The following is a 16,886-nucleotide window of genomic DNA, read 5'->3' as shown; positions in this document are numbered from 1 at the left end:
CGCCTCAGCGTGTCTGGCACAGTCCGGAGACGGTTTTCACCGTATTCAGACTCTGCTGTGGGTTATCCGGAAGTTGAAAATGCAGCGTGCAGCTCTGCGACTGGTTGTTAACGACCCAGCTCACCGCCAGGGTCCCCTCCTGCGGCACGCCGCTGAGGTACACCTGCCCACCGTCGGCCACCATGCCGCCCGGCGCATTGCCGCTCTCCTCCGCCGTGACCAGCCGCGCGCTGGCGCCAAACGGCAACGGCCCCTGGGCATTGCGCAGGGTAAACAGCACCCGGTTGCCAATGTGGGTCCGGTAGTTGGCCATCACCACCGCGCCGCCGCCGGGGATCACGGTCTGCCCCTCCTGATCGACGTCGGTATCGTCGGCCATCGACTCTGTGTCGAGGGTAATGACATTTTTTCGATAGGCGGTCAGGGATGGCACCACGGCATAGCCGCGCCAGTCGGTGTGCACATTGTTGCCGTTTTGTACCGCCACCCCAGCGGCCCCCGGCGCGCGGACGATGGCGAAGCTCTCGCCCACCGTCTGGCCGAAGGTGACGCCGTGCGGATGCGCGACCACCGAGCCGGCGCCTCCCCAGGTCAGCTGGTTGCTGGCGGCGTCATGACGATAGCCGAGCTGGGCGTTGCCGAAGCCGCCGTGGTAATCCAGCGCGACGCTGCTGTTGCTGCCTCGCCCCTGGTTGCCATAGCCCTGCTGGACCGAATAGAACAGATTTGGCCGCGTCGGCACCGCGCCATACAGCGAGACCTGCTGCGAGGTATAGCCATTGCTATCCGAGGTGGTGTTATAGCTTACCGCGCTGTCGGACAGCGGGCCGCCCAGCGGGATGTTGATATTAAATGACCAGGAACGGTCATTTTTTTCCTGATTGCTGGCGCGGGTGTAGTAATAGCCCACGCCCCAGGAGATCCCCTTCCAGGCGCTGTAGAACCCGAGGTGTACCGTCTCATCCCGGCTCTGCCGGTGCCAGTAATCCTGCGACCAGGCGGAGATCGCCAGACTGCCGAGGCCGCCAAGGCTTTGTGTCACCGACAGCTCTTCCCGGCGACGCCGGTTGTCCACCTGCCCCTGCGCGCTTTCCAGCGCGCTGGCTTCGGCAAAATCGTAATAGCCGCTGGAGGAGTAGCGGTAGCTGGCGAGGCTGAATGAAGTCCCCGAGCTGACAAAATCTTTCTGATACTGGGCGCGCAGCGAATGGCCCGCGTAGCGCTTGCCCGACGGCGTGCGGGTGATGGCCTGGGTCACGTCGCCTCCCAGCGATCCGAACTCGCCGAAACCGCGCCCCAGGCCCAGCGCCCAGGACTGATAGTCCTGGGCCAGTTGCGTACCGCCGTAGAGAGTAAATCCCGCCGACAGACCGTAGAACAGGGTTCCCTGCAGGAATTCCGGCGAGCGGACGGTATCCGCCCCCGAATGGTAGCGCCCGGCGCTAAGGCTGAATTTGCCGCGCCCTTCGCGCAGCATAAAAGGAACTGCGGAATAGGGCTGAGTAAAAGTGCGCACCGAACCATTGCTCTCGGTCACCTTCACCTCCAGATCGCCGCTCTGCGAGGTGGGGTAAAGATCGCTGATGGCAAATGCCCCCGGCGACACGAAGGTTTCGTAGATCACATACCCGTGCTGAGAGACGGTCACTTTGGCATTGCTGTGCGCCACGCCGCGGATGGTGGGGGCAAAGCCGCGCTGGCTGTCCGGAAGCATCTCATCGTCAGACATCAGCTGGACGCCGCGAAAGGGGATGCTGTCAAACACATCGCCGGTGGTGTAGGTATCGCCGATCCGCAGCAAGCTCTTCAGCGAGCGGACGTCGCGCTGCAGCCAGGTGCTCTGGGTATCCCAGTGCCGGCGCTGCTGGTCGTACTGCATTGAGGAGACGTTGCGCAGCCGCCAGGCGCCCAGGTTCACGCCGCTGCGTAAATTGAGGTAGTTTGAGCGGCTGCTCTCCCCGTCATCGGCGTTCTTTATTTGCGCGCCGGAAAAATAGTAATCGACAAACGCGGCCGGCACGCCATCGTCCCAGCGCGAGGGATCGACATAGCCGCGGCTTTGCACGTTCATCGCCGCCTGGGGAATACTCAGCGTCAGGCGCTGGTTAGCAAAGGTGAACCGACTGCTGGCGTCGGGAATAAACTTCTCGATCCGGGTGAAGGTTTCTCCTTCATGCAGCGTTTGAAAGGCGGGAAAGGCGCTGACGTTGACCCCATAATCCGCCAGCTGACCGGGCGTCAGCACCGGCTGCAGCTTCCCGCCATCGTCAACAAACGTAATATCAGCCTGACCCAGCTCCTGATCGTTAACCACCACGGTGACAGAGTAAGTGCCCGGCTGCTGCCCGCCGGGTTTGGCGAAGTAGTGCAGGTCGGAGGTTTGCTGCTGCGGGTCGGCAAACTCCAGCGCCGCCGGGTCAAAATAGTCGTCGGCCAGCGCCCGGTTCAGCGGGCTGAGACAAAACATCATCGTCGGCACTGTCGCCAGCGCCAGCGCCCGTCCTGCTGTCACTGGCATTGCGGCATACTCCCGCACCTTCGCTGTTGTTGTTCTTTTCATGCTGGCGCCGTCCGGTCATGTCATCACAAAAGGGAATTACTGCTGGGCGAAATCGCTGACGCCACCGTAGTCGTTAATCGCCCGCCATTTGACGGCGCCGTGCCCGCTCACCGGCCACGTTTTCTGGCCGAACGGAGCCACCATGCCTGGCTCATCGATGCTCTGCCCGCCCACCGCGACGGAGTAAAAAGAGACAAAATAGGGAGTGGGGTTTGCCACCGTCAGATGACCGCCGGACTGGGTAAACTTCAGTTGCTGCCAGGCTTTTGCCGGGTCGCCTGCCAGACCGTTGGGGCGATAGAAAATTTTGAATTTCGACTTAATATTGACCTGCAGCTTATTCACCTCGCCCTGCGGCGTCGGAGAAATACTTTTGACGTTCAGCCAAAACACCGACTCACGATCGCCGGGCAGCGAGGCGCCAATAAAGTTAATACGCAGAACGTTATTCTGCTCCGGATCGAGACGGAACAGCGGTGGGGTCACAATAAAGGGCACCTTGCTCTTGTCATTTTCCGCGTAATTTTCCACCCACGACTGCACCAGATAGGGTGTGTGAGTATCGGCATTGGTGACTGAAATAGCGGCTTCACGCTTCCCTTCCTGATAAATCACACGGGTTCCCCCCATGACAATACCGGCCTGCGCTGCCGTGGAGCACAGCAGAAAAGCCGCAACGGCAATTATTTTCTTCATCATTAATAACCATCAGGTAAAGGTTGAACAGACAATAAAATAAAGCTGTGAATAACAGAGCCAGTAACCATTGAGATAATTAGCAGGAACAACAATACCGTCACGAATATATATCGCGACTGCTTCGCCATTAATATTTCAACAGACTGCTATGGATCCAGACGCAATGGACTGGCTCTGAATAACGCGCAATATGCTTAGTTATAAATCATATTGAAATTAGCCGTACCGTTGGCATCGCCCGCCGCCACGGCCCCGGTAGAGACATAGTCGGCGTAAAACTCGAGGTCAGCAGAGCCGGTGCCGGCAGTGGCGCCCGCGACGACCGGGTGATCTTTGGACACTTTGCCGAGGCTGACCGCCGTGTTCTGGTCGTCTTCATACAGCTTGATCGCCACGCCGGTGGCGCCGCCATTGGTGGCCAGCAGAGTGGTATCAGACTGATCGCGCGCGCCGTCAAACAGCACCGCAACCTTGGCCACGCTGGCCGGGCAATCTTTGACTTTGATATGGAAGGGAGTTTTGGTGGTTTCGGAGCCGGTGCCGGTAAAATAGCTGCTGGCCCATTTGCCCAGATCCACGGTCTGGCCGGTTGAACCGCTGTCGACGTTGCAGGAGCTGTCGGTAATAGAGCCGTTAAAAATTACCTGCCCACCGGTACCCTGAGTGCCTGCGCTGGCGCCTGGGTTAACGGTCATTGTCGATCTTGCCGGTTGCGTATTGCCTGAAATTGCCGCGCCCGAAACCAGCGCGCCCATGAGAATTGCCATAATACGAAGTTGGGTTTTCATTATTTATCTCATCGTTAACGAATATATCACACAGTCATCGGCAATAGCGCTTGGCTATCGCGAAGCTGCTCATCAGTTCCTCCTTGTAAATGTTCATTGCGTTCCTTCCGCAGGATAGTAGGCACACGCCCTCTCGCTCTGCTTTATTCTGTCAAAAGGTGAACATTAATAAAAAACAGAAGCTAAAAAAGTTATTTTGGTGTGCGAAATAAATATATTACCGCACCTACCAAAAGGCAACCCGGCACAATGTTACGAATAAGTTAATGATTATCAGAGGCATAAAATTTATTTTTGAAATGCCTTTTCAATGTTAATTTACATATCTATACAAACGGTAATAAAACACTTTCAAACAACAACAGATCAAAACCATTAACAAATTTAAAGTTAATTACTCAAAAAGTTGTCTTGTTTTATTGTGCTTCCGATCGGCAGCACAGGAAAATTAGGAATTTTCCTGGTATTAATATTCATCATTTCTACATAAATGAAGCACAAGTGTCCGCCTCACTGCGCATAATTTCTTGTTGTGGAACCCTTTTTATTTTCAAGTGAAAGATATTACATCAGCCGTGTGAATGTGTTGGTCATGCCGCTCAATAAAGCCGGCTAAATAGCAGGGTTATTTTGCAGTTAAAAAAAATCCGCAACCCGGACGGATTGCGGACAGAGGTTGGAACAGAAGCGCGGGGTTGTATTTAGAACAGACCCAGCGGCGCGGTGCCGTAGCTCACCAGCAGATTTTTGGTTTGCTGATAGGCATCCAGCGCCATCTTGTGCGTTTCCCGGCCAACGCCAGACTGTTTATAGCCACCGAACGCCGCATGCGCCGGGTAGACATGATAGCAGTTGGTCCATACGCGGCCGGCTTTAATCCCGCGGCCCATGCGATAGGCGAGGTTGGTATCCCGCGTCCAGACCCCGGCGCCAAGGCCAAACTGGGTCTCATTGGCGATGGTCAGCGCTTCCGCTTCGTCCTTAAAGGTGGTCACCCCGATCACGGGCCCAAAGATCTCCTCCTGGAAGCTGCGCATATCGTTGCGGCCTTTAATCAGCGTGGGCTGAATATAAAAACCGTTATCCAGCGCCGGCGCGATAGCCGCCCGCTCGCCGCCGGTCAGAATTTGCCCGCCCTCTTCCCGCGCAATCTGAATGTAGGAGAGGATCTTATCGAACTGCTGGCGGGAAGCCTGCGCGCCGATCATGGTGTCGGTATCTAACGGGTCACCACGGCGGATCTGCGCCACCTTCTCCATGACCCGCGCCATAAAGGGCTCATAGATGGATTCATGGATCAGCGCCCGTGACGGGCAGGTACATACCTCCCCCTGGTTGAAGAAGCCAAGCACCAGTCCCTCCACCGCCTTCTCAATAAACTCCTCTTCTCCCTCCATTACGTCGGCGAAGTAGATGTTGGGCGATTTGCCCCCCAGCTCGACAGTGCAGGGGATAATATTTTCCGCCGCGCAGGCGAGAATATGCCGCCCGACCGGCGTGGAGCCAGTGAACGCCAGCTTGGCGATACGCTTGCTGGTGGCCAGCGCCTCGCCCGCCTCTTTGCCGAATCCCTGTACCACGTTAAGCACCCCGGCCGGGAACAGATCGCCAATCAGCTCCAGCAGCAGGGTAATGCTCAGCGGCGTCTGTTCAGCCGGCTTGAGCACCACGCAGTTACCCGCCGCCAGGGCCGGGGCCAGCTTCCACGCGGCCATCAGCAGCGGAAAGTTCCACGGGATAATCTGCCCGACCACCCCCAGCGGTTCATGGAAATGATAGGCCACCGTCGTTTCGTCAATCTCGGCGGTGCTTCCCTCCTGGGCGCGCAGGCAGCCGGCGAAGTAGCGGAAATGGTCCACCGCCAGCGGCAGGTCGGCATTCAGGGTTTCGCGGATCGGTTTCCCGTTGTCCCAGCTCTCCGCGACGGCCAGATACTCCAGGTGCTGTTCAATACGATCGGCGACCTGTAGCAGCAGCCTGGAGCGCTGCTGCACTGACGTTTTACCCCACGCCGGCGCCGCACGGTGAGCGGCATCCAGGGCGAACTCAATGTCTTTGGCGTCCGAGCGGGGAAACTGCGCAATGTTGCTGCCGTCGACCGGGGAGGTATTCATAAAGAATTCACCGCTCAGCGGCTCGACAAATTTACCGTCAATGAAGTTGCCGTAAGCGGATTTAAATGAAACCAGGGCGCCGGGCTGGCCAGGATGTGCATAACGCATCGCAAATCTCCTTCTGTAGGGTTGAGACGCAGCGGCATATTGATTTTTTAAACTTGCCGCCGAACGCTTCTCACTTTGCAGGGGTTATGCCAGTTTTTTATTGCCAACAATTTATATTATTTATTAATGAGTTAGGATTATTTATTTACCAGGCTGGCAGGCGCTGTCGCACAGATGTCCACTTCTGTGTTGCAAATCGCAACACCAAATAAACCAAATGGCTACAATATTGCAACACAGCAACATCGACCCTGAGGTGCCCTGTGCCAGGTAATCCCTATCTTCTCGCACCAGAGGTTAACGCTAACCCCCTGCTCAGCGACTCGTGGTCTCGCTGCCAGCGCTATGGTCTGGATCCCGCTACCGAGGATTTTCCCCGTCTGCGCGCCGGGGAGCTGGCAGACCGGCTCGCCAGCCACCGCAGCCTGCAGCAGCTGGCGCAGCCGGTGGTGGATGCCCTGTCGCGCCAGGTGGCGGACCTGCAGTCGGTGGTGGTCCTCTCCGACCCCAGTGGCCTGGTGCTGCACACCGTCGGCGATACCCAGGCGATGCAGAAGGCTCAGCGCGTGGCGCTGGCCCCCGGCAATCTGTGGAGCGAAAGCGGGCGCGGGACCAACGCCATTGGCACCGCGCTGGTCATTGATGACGGCTGCGAAATCGATGGCCGCCAGCATTTTCTTACCCGCAATCAGAATCTGTACTGTGCGGCGATGCCGCTCCAGCGGCCGGACGGAAGTATTGCCGGGGTGCTGGATATCTCCGGCCCGGCGGATTTTCCCCACCAGCATACCTTCGGCTGGGTGAAGGCGGCGGCAAAGCAGATTGAGTATCTGTGGGTGAAACAGAGCCTGCATCCGGAGCAGTGGCTGATGAGCCTGCACCGGCAGGTGGACAAGCTCGACAGCGTCGAGGAGCTGCTGCTGGTCTTTTCTGACAACGTCCTCACCGCCGGCAACCGACTGGCGATGCGCGAGTTCGGCCTGAGCGCGGCGCAGTTTGGCCAGCTAACCTTTGCGTCGCTTTTTCCGACGCTGGCGCAAAGGGCGGTCAGCGTCCCGCTGCCGCTGACCACCCCGCAGGGCCGCTATCACTATCGCCTGCGGGAGCCCACCCGCCGCCGGGTGGCGGTAAGCGCCCCGCCGGTCATGCATCTCCCTTTCACCAGCCCGCGCGAAGGCGAAAAGCTGCTGCGGCTGCTCAACGCCGGCATTGCGCTATGCATTGAGGGAGAAACCGGCAGCGGCAAGGAGTATGTCAGCCGTACGCTGCATCAGCACAGCCGCTGGCGCAGTGGCAAATTTGTCGCCATCAACTGCGCGGCCATCCCGGAATCGCTGATCGAATCCGAGCTATTCGGCTACCAGCCGGGGGCATTTACCGGCGCCAGCAAAAACGGCTATATCGGTAAAATCCGCGAGGCTGAGGGCGGGGTACTGTTTCTCGATGAGATCGGCGATATGCCGCTGGCGCTGCAGACGCGGCTCCTGCGGGTGTTGCAGGAAAAAGAGGTGGCCCCGCTGGGCGCCAGCCGCAGCGTGCCGGTGAATTTCGCCTTGATCTGCGCCACCCACCGCAATCTGACGCAACGGGTCAGCGCCGGCGAATTCCGTGAAGATCTGCTGTGGCGCCTGCGGGAGTATGCCCTGGCGCTGCCCCCGCTGCGCGAGTGGCCGGCGCTGGAAACCTTTATCGCCACGCTGTGGCGCGACCTGGGCGGTGTTTCACGCCGGGTGACGCTTTCAAATGCACTGCTGGTCCACCTCAGCCAGCTGCCGTGGCCGGGAAACGTGCGCCAGCTGCAGAGCGTCCTGAAGGTGATGCTGGCTCTGGCCGATGAGGGCGACACGCTGACGCCCGACGCGCTGCCGGAGGCGTATCGCACCGCGCCTGCGCCGCTGCCGCGCGGAGGATTGCAGGCCCATGACGAGCAGTTGATTGTCGATACCCTGGCCAGCGTTAACGGCAACGTCAGCCGGGCGGCACAGATACTGGGTATCGCCCGCAGCACGCTATACCGCCGCGCCGCCCGTACCGGACGGCCTCGTCGCTGAGGCTATGGCGTAAAGCGCGCCGGCAGCCAGGAGAACATCCGCCGGCTGACGGCCTCGCACAGCAGCACCAGCCGTGGGCCGACCGCCTGCCAGACCCGCTTCGCCACGATGACCCCGCCAATGGAGACCAGGGCTGCGCCCACCATATCCAGCGGAAAATGCACCCCAAGATAGATCCGCGACCAGGCCACCGGCAGCGCAGCCAGCAGCATCAGCAGACCAGGCGCCCGCAGGCGCAGCGACAGCAGCGCAAACGCGGCGCTGAACATCACCGTAGCGTGATCGCTGGGGAAGCTGTTATCCGCCGGATGACTTATCCAGGTATGGCCGAGGGGGATCATAAACGGCCGCGGATGAAACCAGAGCGTCCCGCACACCATCCCCAGCCCGAGGGAAATCATCACAGCCAGGGTCATAAACAGCGCCTGGCGGTGTCCCTCACGACCACCGAGAAACCACAGGCCGAGCGCGATCGCCGGCATCATAAACACGATGCCGCTGGCGCAAAAACGGGCCAGCGACAGCAGGCCCTCCGCGGCGCCAGGCTGCGCGTTAAGCGCGAAAAAAACAGATTGATTCAGGGTTTCCAGGGCGTTCATGGCGATAGCTCTCAGTCGTCATCTTTCTGTCATTATCGCCCGGTCGCCTTAAGATACCCTTAACCGCTGGGCGGTGTGCTTTTAGCAAGGCGCAGTCCTTCCCGCAGGGCATCGATCGTCACCCGCGTTTTTTGCGGCAGCCACGGCCCCTCCGGCCACACCGCGTGGATAGCGAAACGCACCTGAGCGCTGGGCGCCAGCACCTGCTGCAGCGTCCCGTCGGCGAGCGCCTGCGCCACCAGCCAGTCCGGCAACCAGGCGATGCCCATCCCCTGCTGCACCGCCGCCGCGATGGCGGCAAAATCATCCTGTACCAGCCCCGTCTGCGGACTGAAGCGCACTTCGCCCTGCTGCGGGTCGTACAGTTGCCATTTTTGCAGTTGGCCGTTGTGCAGATAGCCGAGGGTGCGGTGCTCGCTCAGCCCGGCGATGGTCTGCGGCGCCGGCTGGCGGCGCAGGTACTCTACCGCCGCGCACAGCACCATGCCATGCTCCCCCAGCGCCCGCGCCCGTAGCGACCCGGTATCGGCCAGGTTTCCGATACGCACCGCAAGATCAAACCCCTCCTCCAGCAGATTGACCTGCCGGTCGCTGTAGTGGAGCTCGAGCTTCAGTAACGGATAGCGCTGGCTCAGGCGGAATAGCACCGGCGCCACGCAGCGCTGACCAAAGAGCACTGGTAGCGAGATCCGCAGCCGCCCCTGCACCTCGCCCTTCCCGCGCTGGAGCGCCTCTTCGGCCTCGCGGATGCGCGCCAGCGCTTCCCGGCACTGGTGGTAAAATTGCTCCCCCTCTTCCGTCAGCAGTTGCCGACGGGTAGTGCGCTGGAATAACGCCACGCCGAGGCGCGCTTCCAGCCGGGCAATGGTTTTACCCACCGCCGAACGCGTCACGTGGAGGATCGCCGCCGCGCTGGCAAAGTTACCGCTCTCGACCACGGTAACAAACACCGGGATCGCGTTCAGATCGTCACGCACAAATTGGTTCCTTACGGGATACAATAGAGGAAAATAATGTCACTCCAGAGAGAAAAAAGACAGTGTTAGTCTCTGCCTCTCCCCTTCACTTGAGGCACTCATCATGGCTAACGTTCTGGTATTAAAATCCAGCATTAATGGCGAAACATCCCTGACCAATAAGCTGATTAACGAATTTCTCGCGGCGCGCCGGGCGGCGGGCCACCGCGATCGGCTCACGGAACACGATCTCAGCGCCATGGCGCTGCCAACACTGGATCGCCCCCTGTTCGCCGCCCTGCGCGGGGCAGTGGATCCGCAGCCGGCCATCCGCGCGGCGGTTGCGCTCTCCGACCAGCTTATCGCCGAATTAAAAGCCAGCGATCTGCTGGTGATCGGGGCGCCGATGTATAACCTCAACGTCCCGACCGACCTGAAGAAATGGTTCGACCTCGTGGCGCGGGCGCGGGAAACCTTTCGCTACACCGACAGCTGGCCGCAGGGGCTGGTCGAGGGCGTTCGGGCGGTGGTTGTCAGCAGCCGCGGCGGTATTCACCAGGGAGAGACCACCGACGCCATCACCCCCTATCTGCGCGCGGTACTGGGGCTGATGGGGATCCATGAGGTGGAATTTATCTATGCCGAAGGGCTGGACAATCGTCCGCATGGTCGCGACGCAGGGATCGCCAGCGCGCGAGCGCAGATTGCCCAGCTCGCCGTTCCGGCCTGAGTCACAGATAAAAAGTGCTGGCGCAGGGGATGTTTTTATTTTAGAGTTATCTAAATTTAGAAAAAGCTAAAATATATGACCACACCTGAAGACCTGCAGGCCCGCGCCGGAGAAGCCGCCGCGCTGATGAAAGCCATGAGCAATCCTCACCGATTGCTGATCCTGTGCATACTGTGCGATGCGCCGCGGGCCAGCGCCGGTGAACTATCGCGCGCTACCGGCCTGAGCCCTTCCGCCACCTCGCAGCACCTTGCGCGGATGCGTGACGAGGGGCTGATCGACAGCGAGCGCGATGCCCAGCGTATCCACTATTTCATCACCCACCCTGCGGTACAGCAGGTGATCAACACGCTGAAAACGCTCTATTGCCCGTGAGGATCCTATGACCATCGCTACCTTAACCCCGGCCGAAGCCCGGGCGCTGATTGCCCAGGGCGCCAGACTGATTGATATCCGTGATGCGGATGAATACGCGCGCGAACATATTCCCGATGCCGAACTGGTGCCGCTGGCCAGCCTGACCAACGGTGCGACCCTCAATGCCCGGGCCGGAGAGACAGTCATCTTTCACTGCCAGGCGGGTTCCCGGACGCAGAATAACGCGATTCGCCTGGCCGCCGCCGCCGCACCGGCGCAGGCAAGCCTGCTGGCCGGGGGGATTCAGGGCTGGAGGGCCGCGGGGTTCCCGGTTGAGGAGGATAAATCCCAGCCGCTGCCGCTGATGCGCCAGGTACAAATTGCCGCTGGCGTCCTGATTTTACTCGGTGTACTGCTGGGCTATACCGTGAGCAGCGGCTTCTTCCTGCTCAGCGGCGCGGTCGGCGCCGGGCTCACCTTCGCCGGGGTGACCGGCTTTTGCGGCATGGCGCGTCTGCTGGCGATCATGCCCTGGAACCGGCGTCATGAGGGTTAAAACGCACTCCAGATAAGCCAGGCAATGCCGCCGAACAGCAGCCATTTAACGATGTAATAGACCGTCTTATTCCATTTTTTCAGCCGCTTGCCGACAATGCGGATCTGGTAGATATAGCGAAACGCCCGGTTAATCCCGCCAATGCGATCGCCGGTATCATTGGGCGCCGAGGCGGCGCTCATCAGATGACGTCCCAGCCAGTGGTTCACCTGCTGCGCCCAGCGGTAGCGCATGGGCCGTTCAATATCACAGAACAGAATCAGCCGATTCTCACCGCTGGTATTTTCCGCATAGTGAATATAGGTCTCATCAAACAGCACCCCTTCCCCATCGCGCCAGCTGTAGCGCTGGCCATCCACCTCGATAAAGCAGCGGTCATCGTTCGGCGTCGCCAGGCCGAGATGAAAGCGCAGCGAACCGGCGTAGGGATCGCGGTGGCGCGGCAGACGGCTGCCGTCTGGCAGGGTGGCGAACATGGCCGCTTTCACCGACGGGATATCGCGCAGTAGCGCGGTGGTGTGTGGGCAGAGCTGGCTGGCGGAGGGATGGGCCTCCTCATACCATTTCAGATAAAAACGTTTCCAGCCGGTTTTAAAAAATGAGTTAAATCCGGCATCGTTATATTTATCGGCCGCTTTAATCTGCTCCAGCTGCTGAAGGTGGAGACCTTCATCGCGAATTACCTGCCAGTTCTGCTGCAATATCGCCAGCTCGGGAAACATCTCCGGGCGCAGATATGGCGTATTCGGCACGCGGGAAAATAAATACATAAATCCATTCAGCGGAGCAGTAAATGTTGAATGATCGGAGAGCTGTCGCCAGAAACGATAGCGCACCCGCCCGCGATAATGGACATACAGAACAGCAATAACAATGATCAATAGAACGATATACTTCATGGTGTCTTTCCTGACCTGATTGATGGTAACCCTACCCTCGCCGTCCCCCCTTCTCAGCAGCGGTATGGCGCCAGCAAAACATTAACAACATTAATACATATACCCCCAAATTGTTTTAACAAAAAACAGCACAGCCAGTGTTCACTGGCCAGTCGTTGAGCTATGGTTGAGGTTCATCCAGGATGTTAACCGTGAGGAGTGAATGATGTTTTCTGTCGGCGATCTGGTACAACCGCGTGCGGGTGGACCAAAACTGAAAGTGGTTGAAGTACAGGGAGAACAGCTGGTGGTGGTTCAGGCCGCGCAAGAGCAGGGCGAGCGCTATACGCTGAACTCAGAAGAGGTGACGCCATACCAGGAAGAGGGCGACTTTGGCGTCTGCTAAAGCCCCTCTCCCGGAGAGTGATAAGGCCGGACGGAACGGCGGGTCTCCCCCACTGTCCTGATACCGGCCGGATCGGCTTTAAATGAGGAAACTGTCCAGCGATTTGCCCTGAGCAACCGCCTGAGCAATCGGCTTCGGCATTCTTCCCTGACCGGTCCAGGTTTTTTCTGCGCCAGTATGATCGGTATAACGATATTTCGCCGGGCGCGGTTGCCGCTTTTTCCCTGCCGCCATCGACGGCTGAATATCGGCCACGAGGTCGTCAGGAGAAATACCGTCGGCGCGCATCAGCTCAAGCCAGGTATTCACTTTTTCCTGATATTCCGCCTGCTGCTGCGCCGCCAGCTGCTGTTGCGTACGTTTTTCTTCAGTGACGATCCTGAGCTTTTCCAGCATCTCTTCAAGCACGTCAATGGAGAATTCACGGGACAGGGTACGCAGTGAACGGATATTATTCAGTTTGTGTAACATTAAAGACATAAAATTAAGAAATCCCAGATAACCAATTAAAAGATACAACGCGGCAAGTGTAATGGAAACACTTATTTATTTCCAGCCTTCGGTTGTCCAGATAAATATATTATGCAAAGAGTAAACCTTTTCCGCCTGCCCTATATCGGCAAATCCCCGGTTCTTTTTCGCCAGCGCAGGCCAACAAGACCATGAATAAATAAAAGCGGCGGATGGTAAGATATGAAAATATATTCAGCAGGCGATATTACCTTTATGGTCAGCGGTTTATCCTCTTATCGTCGGCGGATGCGCAGGCCCTCTCCACACGGCCTAATGAATAGTTACCCAGCCAATCAGAATAAAACGCCACACGTCATTTTAGAATTTTTCACCACAAAAACCGGCATAATGGCATAAAAACATCTTAACGAGACCTTCATCACAGGCTCACGCGATTTTGCGCCACAGCGGGCGGTCAGACGCCGCCTCCCTGGTTAGATATCATGCAAAAACGTCAAGTAACCAACTGAAATTAAACACATTTAACAAAACCAGCAATAAAAGTAGCGTAACGGGCAGAAAACCAACTGTCGCAGAGTATTTTATCGACAAAAAGACAATAAATAAAAATTTATAGCTAGTTGCCACTTTTAATGCAGAGATATACTCTACGCACATCAAAACAGGCAGCCCAAAAACGCTATACCAACGCGCATTTTTCGGCGTTATTGACTTCTTTTTCGAGGAGCACTCCGATGTTCTCTGCGCACTCCCGCTTGCGGCATGCGGTTGCAGACACCTTTGCGATGGTGGTTTACTGCACCGTCGTCAACATGATGATCGAAATTTTTCTCTCTGGTATGACGTTTGAGCAGTCGTTATCGTCGCGCCTGGTGGCGATCCCGGTCAACATTATTATTGCCGTGCCCTATGGTTTTTATCGCGACTTTGCGATGCGTCAGGCCCGGCGCATTAGCCCGGCAGGCTGGATGAAAAATATGGCCGACGTGCTGGCCTACGTCACTTTCCAGTCGCCAGTGTATGTCGCGATATTGTGGAGCGTAGGTGCAGACTGGCACCAGATTGTCGCTGCAGTGAGCTCAAACCTGGCGGTATCGATGATGATGGGCGCTGCTTACGGCTACTTCCTCGACTATTGCCGCCGCCTGTTCCGCGTGGCCCCCTACCAGCAGGCGAAAGCCTGACCGACGCTATTCCAGCGACTGGCCCTGCCAGTCGCTCTCTCGTCAGCCTGCTCCGCCCCGGTCTTAACCGTCGTATTAATTTGTCGACATCGCCGGCTGGGCTTCGCCAAATAGTCCATTCAGAAAACGCTCAAGCGCCATCCGTGAGCTAAATCCGTGCGGAATACCATAATGCTGCTGCGCATCTCCGGCTAAATACAGCGGAAATTGTTCATAATGGTCGCAGGTTTTGATATCTGAGGCCGGTTCGGCCAACATATTGCTACGCTCTTTGAGCGCTGGATGAATAATTAACGCTGTCCGCCCCATGCGCGCTTCGCGGTTCACATAAACATAATTATCGCCTCGGCGATAGCCGTACGCTTTTTGCGTCACAACATCCATGGTGAAGCCGGCTTTTTCAAGAACACGCGCCACCTCATCGGGTCTTAAATACATACTGATTCCTCGTTATCTTTTACCGCACATTGACCTTACCTTATTCGTTAAGCGCAGTGCTTTCGGAATATTCCAGAAACCACAGCAGTAAGCATAATTCAAAATCTTGTCCTACACTTACTCACTCGATGGAATTAAGGGAGATAACGATGGCTAACCATGTGAACCGCAACAATTTTGACGAGAATGCTGAGGATATCCATAACGATGTCAGTCAATTAGCGGATACGCTGGAAGAGGTGCTGAAATCGTGGGGCAGTGACGCGAAAGAGGAAGCCGAAGCGGCGCGCGTTAAAGCTCAGTCGCTGCTAAAAGAGACCCGTGCCCGCCTCAATGGTCACAACCGGGTGCAGCAGGCGGCGCTGGATGCCCGTCAGGCAGCCTGTGATGCGCTGGGCTGCGCCGATACCTACGTGCGCAATAAACCCTGGCACAGCGTCGGCGCCGCAGCCGCCGTCGGGGTATTTATTGGCGTATTGCTCAATTTACGTCGATAATAGAGACAGCGTCAGCTTCCGCGCGCGCCTGGCGAGCGGAAGCCCGCGAGCTTCACGGAATCTAATGAAGATAACAAATACGCGTCAGCCCCTGCGCGCCTCTGGCCGCAGGGGTTTTTTATGCGCCATCGTTCGCGATCGCCTCTCTGAGCCGCCGGGCCAGCGCATCGGCCATCGCCGCTGAGCGAATATTGGTAAAACTCATCAGTAATCCCCCCTCGCCTGCATGACGAAGACGCCAGTCGCTCAGCGCCTGCACCGCCAGCCCGGCCTCAACCGCCTGCCGGGCCAGCAGGCGATCGTTGCCGCTGACCGGCATGACCAGCTGAATGCCCCCCTGTTGGGGCGTGACCTGAAAGCCCTGCGCCTGCAGGGCCGACTCCAGCCACTGTCGGCGCTGGCTATAGCTGGCGCGCATTTTTTTCAGATGACGCCAGAAATGGCCCTGCTGAATAAAATCCGCCAGCGTCTGCTGCCACAGGGTAGGAACAGTGCAGGGCTGGCGCTCCGCCGTCTGATGAAAACGCGCCGCCAGCGGGGTCGGCACCACCAGCCAGGCGGTGCGCAGCGCCGGAAACATCGACTTACTGAAAGTGCCGGCGTAGATAACCCGCTGCGGCGCATCAAGGCTTTTCACTGGCGGCAGCGGTTTGCCGTGATAGCGAAACTCACTGTCGTAATCGTCCTCAATAATCCACGCGTCGCGCGCTGCCGCCCACGCCAGCAGCTGGCGACGCCGGGGCAGCGACAGCGCGACCCCCAGCGGGCTCTGGTGTGCCGGGGTGAGCAGGGCAAACCGCGCTTGAGGGTGATGGCGCAAGCCCCAGCCAACATCCATTCCTTCGTCGTCCACCGGGATCGCATCCACCACCAGCTGCCTGGCCTCAACGACCGGGCGGATCAAGGGATACCCCGGATCCTCCATCCACATATGCTGCCCCGGCTGCGCCAGCGTACGCAGGATAAGATCCATGGAGGTAGCATAGTTGCCGGTAATCAGCACCTGCTCCGGCTGGCAGTCAATACTGCGCGACAGGCGCAGATACTCCACGATCGCCTGGCGCAGAAGCGGGTCGCCGCCGGGATCGCCGGGAGCAAGGTCGAACCGCGACTGCGTCCGCAGCCGACGCCCCATCACTCGCGCCCACAGCCCACGCGGAAAGAGATCCAGCGCCGGCAGCCCCATCTGAAAGGGCAACGGGTCCGTCGAGGCGGCTGATTGCGCTGGCGTTACCGGCGCCAGCTGGCGCGGACTGAGCCGCTCGCTGACAAAGGTCCCCGCCTGCCCACGCCGCTCAAGCCACCCCTGGGCGACCAGTTCACCCCAGGCGTTTTCGATAGTCGCCCGGGAGACACCCTGCTCCTGGGCAAACACCCGGCTGGCGGGCAGACGGCTGCCCGGGGTCAGTTCGCCCCGTTCAATTGCCGATTTCAGCTGGCGGGCAATACGCTGATAAAGAGGGAGGTGGATCGCTTCCATTATGGTCTGCT

General features: G+C 58.4%; 16 protein-coding genes and 1 pseudogene. 7 read left to right on the top strand and 10 right to left on the bottom strand.

Features of this window, described 5'->3' with window-relative positions:
- Nucleotides 1–4: 4 nt before the first annotated feature.
- The 4 genes from CW267_RS05915 to CW267_RS05900 form a co-directional block, all read right to left on the bottom strand.
- Nucleotides 5–2,518 (bottom strand): fimbria/pilus outer membrane usher protein, encoded by a 2,514-nt coding sequence (locus CW267_RS05915; protein WP_100781491.1) that lies wholly within the window; start codon nt 2,516–2,518, stop codon nt 5–7.
- Between the two features lie 78 nt (nt 2,519–2,596).
- On the bottom strand, nt 2,597–3,259 hold the full coding sequence (locus CW267_RS05910) for a molecular chaperone (protein WP_008806121.1): 663 nt from the start codon (nt 3,257–3,259) through the stop codon (nt 2,597–2,599).
- Between the two features lie 194 nt (nt 3,260–3,453).
- Nucleotides 3,454–4,047 carry a fimbrial protein gene (locus CW267_RS05905; RefSeq protein ID WP_008806122.1) on the bottom strand — a complete coding sequence of 198 codons (594 nt, stop codon included), beginning with the start codon at nt 4,045–4,047 and terminating at the stop codon, nt 3,454–3,456.
- A gap of 701 nt (nt 4,048–4,748) precedes the next feature.
- The gene (locus CW267_RS05900; protein ID WP_008806123.1) at nt 4,749–6,269 is read right to left on the bottom strand and encodes an aldehyde dehydrogenase family protein; all 1,521 of its coding nucleotides are present in this window, start codon (nt 6,267–6,269) and stop codon (nt 4,749–4,751) included.
- A gap of 263 nt (nt 6,270–6,532) precedes the next feature.
- Here CW267_RS05900 and CW267_RS05890 point away from each other — a divergent pair, with 263 nt between their 5' ends.
- Complete coding sequence (locus CW267_RS05890) at nt 6,533–8,320, top strand: sigma-54-dependent Fis family transcriptional regulator (RefSeq protein WP_016161670.1); 1,788 nt, start codon at nt 6,533–6,535, stop codon at nt 8,318–8,320.
- Between the two features lie 2 nt (nt 8,321–8,322).
- Here CW267_RS05890 and CW267_RS05885 read toward each other — a convergent pair whose 3' ends face one another.
- The gene (locus CW267_RS05885; RefSeq protein ID WP_008806125.1) at nt 8,323–8,919 is read right to left on the bottom strand and encodes an undecaprenyl-diphosphatase; all 597 of its coding nucleotides are present in this window, start codon (nt 8,917–8,919) and stop codon (nt 8,323–8,325) included.
- A gap of 59 nt (nt 8,920–8,978) precedes the next feature.
- Nucleotides 8,979–9,896: a LysR family transcriptional regulator gene (locus CW267_RS05880; RefSeq protein WP_100781492.1), complete on the bottom strand. Its 918-nt coding sequence runs from the start codon at nt 9,894–9,896 to the stop codon at nt 8,979–8,981.
- Nucleotides 9,897–9,999: 103 nt separating this feature from the next.
- Here CW267_RS05880 and CW267_RS05875 point away from each other — a divergent pair, with 103 nt between their 5' ends.
- The 3 genes and pseudogenes from CW267_RS05875 (at nt 10,000) to CW267_RS05865 (ending at nt 11,534) form a co-directional block, all read left to right on the top strand.
- Nucleotides 10,000–10,605 (top strand): FMN-dependent NADH-azoreductase, encoded by a 606-nt coding sequence (locus CW267_RS05875; protein ID WP_100781493.1) that lies wholly within the window; start codon nt 10,000–10,002, stop codon nt 10,603–10,605.
- Between the two features lie 75 nt (nt 10,606–10,680).
- A complete protein-coding gene (locus CW267_RS05870) occupies nt 10,681–10,980 on the top strand; it encodes an ArsR/SmtB family transcription factor (RefSeq protein WP_012540804.1) in 300 nt (99 codons plus the stop codon).
- A gap of 7 nt (nt 10,981–10,987) precedes the next feature.
- Nucleotides 10,988–11,534: pseudogene (locus tag CW267_RS05865) on the top strand (rhodanese family protein).
- On the opposite strand, the gene lpxO reads toward CW267_RS05865, so the two are convergent.
- Nucleotides 11,515–12,417: a lipid A hydroxylase LpxO gene (gene lpxO, locus CW267_RS05860; RefSeq protein ID WP_012540802.1), complete on the bottom strand. Its 903-nt coding sequence runs from the start codon at nt 12,415–12,417 to the stop codon at nt 11,515–11,517. The pseudogene CW267_RS05865 and the gene lpxO sit on opposite strands and share 20 nt — an antisense overlap.
- 205 nt (nt 12,418–12,622) lie before the next feature.
- Between lpxO and CW267_RS05855 the strand changes: the two genes are divergently transcribed.
- Complete coding sequence (locus CW267_RS05855; protein WP_012540801.1) at nt 12,623–12,802, top strand: hypothetical protein; 180 nt, start codon at nt 12,623–12,625, stop codon at nt 12,800–12,802.
- Nucleotides 12,803–12,880: 78 nt separating this feature from the next.
- Here the strand turns inward: CW267_RS05855 and stpA are convergent, their stop codons facing one another.
- Nucleotides 12,881–13,282 (bottom strand): DNA-binding protein StpA, encoded by a 402-nt coding sequence (stpA, locus tag CW267_RS05850; RefSeq protein WP_012967380.1) that lies wholly within the window; start codon nt 13,280–13,282, stop codon nt 12,881–12,883.
- A 728-nt stretch (nt 13,283–14,010) separates the two neighbouring features.
- On the opposite strand from stpA, the gene alaE reads away from it, so the two are divergent.
- Nucleotides 14,011–14,460 (top strand): L-alanine exporter AlaE, encoded by a 450-nt coding sequence (gene alaE, locus CW267_RS05840; RefSeq protein ID WP_008806131.1) that lies wholly within the window; start codon nt 14,011–14,013, stop codon nt 14,458–14,460.
- Nucleotides 14,461–14,535: 75 nt separating this feature from the next.
- Here the strand turns inward: alaE and CW267_RS05835 are convergent, their stop codons facing one another.
- A complete protein-coding gene (locus CW267_RS05835) occupies nt 14,536–14,898 on the bottom strand; it encodes a DUF2002 family protein (protein ID WP_008806132.1) in 363 nt (120 codons plus the stop codon).
- A gap of 149 nt (nt 14,899–15,047) precedes the next feature.
- Between CW267_RS05835 and CW267_RS05830 the strand changes: the two genes are divergently transcribed.
- Complete coding sequence (locus CW267_RS05830) at nt 15,048–15,395, top strand: DUF883 domain-containing protein (protein ID WP_002914293.1); 348 nt, start codon at nt 15,048–15,050, stop codon at nt 15,393–15,395.
- A gap of 118 nt (nt 15,396–15,513) precedes the next feature.
- Here CW267_RS05830 and CW267_RS05825 read toward each other — a convergent pair whose 3' ends face one another.
- A complete protein-coding gene (locus tag CW267_RS05825; protein ID WP_012967379.1) occupies nt 15,514–16,875 on the bottom strand; it encodes a PLP-dependent aminotransferase family protein in 1,362 nt (453 codons plus the stop codon).
- Between the last annotated feature and the right edge of the window lie 11 nt (nt 16,876–16,886).

Source organism: Klebsiella sp. X1-16S-Nf21 (assembly GCF_002837615.1).
In the GTDB taxonomy this organism is placed as follows: Bacteria; Pseudomonadota; Gammaproteobacteria; order Enterobacterales; family Enterobacteriaceae; genus Klebsiella; species Klebsiella variicola.
This window is presented reverse-complemented; position numbering and strand designations above follow the sequence as displayed.

What these genes read in the sequence shown, in the direction of transcription:
- CW267_RS05915 (WP_100781491.1), bottom strand. Translation starts at nt 2,518, where the DNA reads ATGCCAGTGACAGCAGGACGGGCGCTGGCGCTGGCGACAGTGCCGACG.
- CW267_RS05910 (WP_008806121.1), bottom strand. Translation starts at nt 3,259, where the DNA reads ATGATGAAGAAAATAATTGCCGTTGCGGCTTTTCTGCTGTGCTCCACG.
- CW267_RS05905 (WP_008806122.1), bottom strand. Translation starts at nt 4,047, where the DNA reads ATGAAAACCCAACTTCGTATTATGGCAATTCTCATGGGCGCGCTGGTT.
- CW267_RS05900 (WP_008806123.1), bottom strand. Translation starts at nt 6,269, where the DNA reads ATGCGTTATGCACATCCTGGCCAGCCCGGCGCCCTGGTTTCATTTAAA.
- CW267_RS05885 (WP_008806125.1), bottom strand. Translation starts at nt 8,919, where the DNA reads ATGAACGCCCTGGAAACCCTGAATCAATCTGTTTTTTTCGCGCTTAAC.
- CW267_RS05875 (WP_100781493.1), top strand. Translation starts at nt 10,000, where the DNA reads ATGGCTAACGTTCTGGTATTAAAATCCAGCATTAATGGCGAAACATCC.
- CW267_RS05870 (WP_012540804.1), top strand. Translation starts at nt 10,681, where the DNA reads ATGACCACACCTGAAGACCTGCAGGCCCGCGCCGGAGAAGCCGCCGCG.
- lpxO (WP_012540802.1), bottom strand. Translation starts at nt 12,417, where the DNA reads ATGAAGTATATCGTTCTATTGATCATTGTTATTGCTGTTCTGTATGTC.
- CW267_RS05855 (WP_012540801.1), top strand. Translation starts at nt 12,623, where the DNA reads ATGTTTTCTGTCGGCGATCTGGTACAACCGCGTGCGGGTGGACCAAAA.
- stpA (WP_012967380.1), bottom strand. Translation starts at nt 13,282, where the DNA reads ATGTCTTTAATGTTACACAAACTGAATAATATCCGTTCACTGCGTACC.
- alaE (WP_008806131.1), top strand. Translation starts at nt 14,011, where the DNA reads ATGTTCTCTGCGCACTCCCGCTTGCGGCATGCGGTTGCAGACACCTTT.
- CW267_RS05835 (WP_008806132.1), bottom strand. Translation starts at nt 14,898, where the DNA reads ATGTATTTAAGACCCGATGAGGTGGCGCGTGTTCTTGAAAAAGCCGGC.
- CW267_RS05830 (WP_002914293.1), top strand. Translation starts at nt 15,048, where the DNA reads ATGGCTAACCATGTGAACCGCAACAATTTTGACGAGAATGCTGAGGAT.
- CW267_RS05825 (WP_012967379.1), bottom strand. Translation starts at nt 16,875, where the DNA reads ATGGAAGCGATCCACCTCCCTCTTTATCAGCGTATTGCCCGCCAGCTG.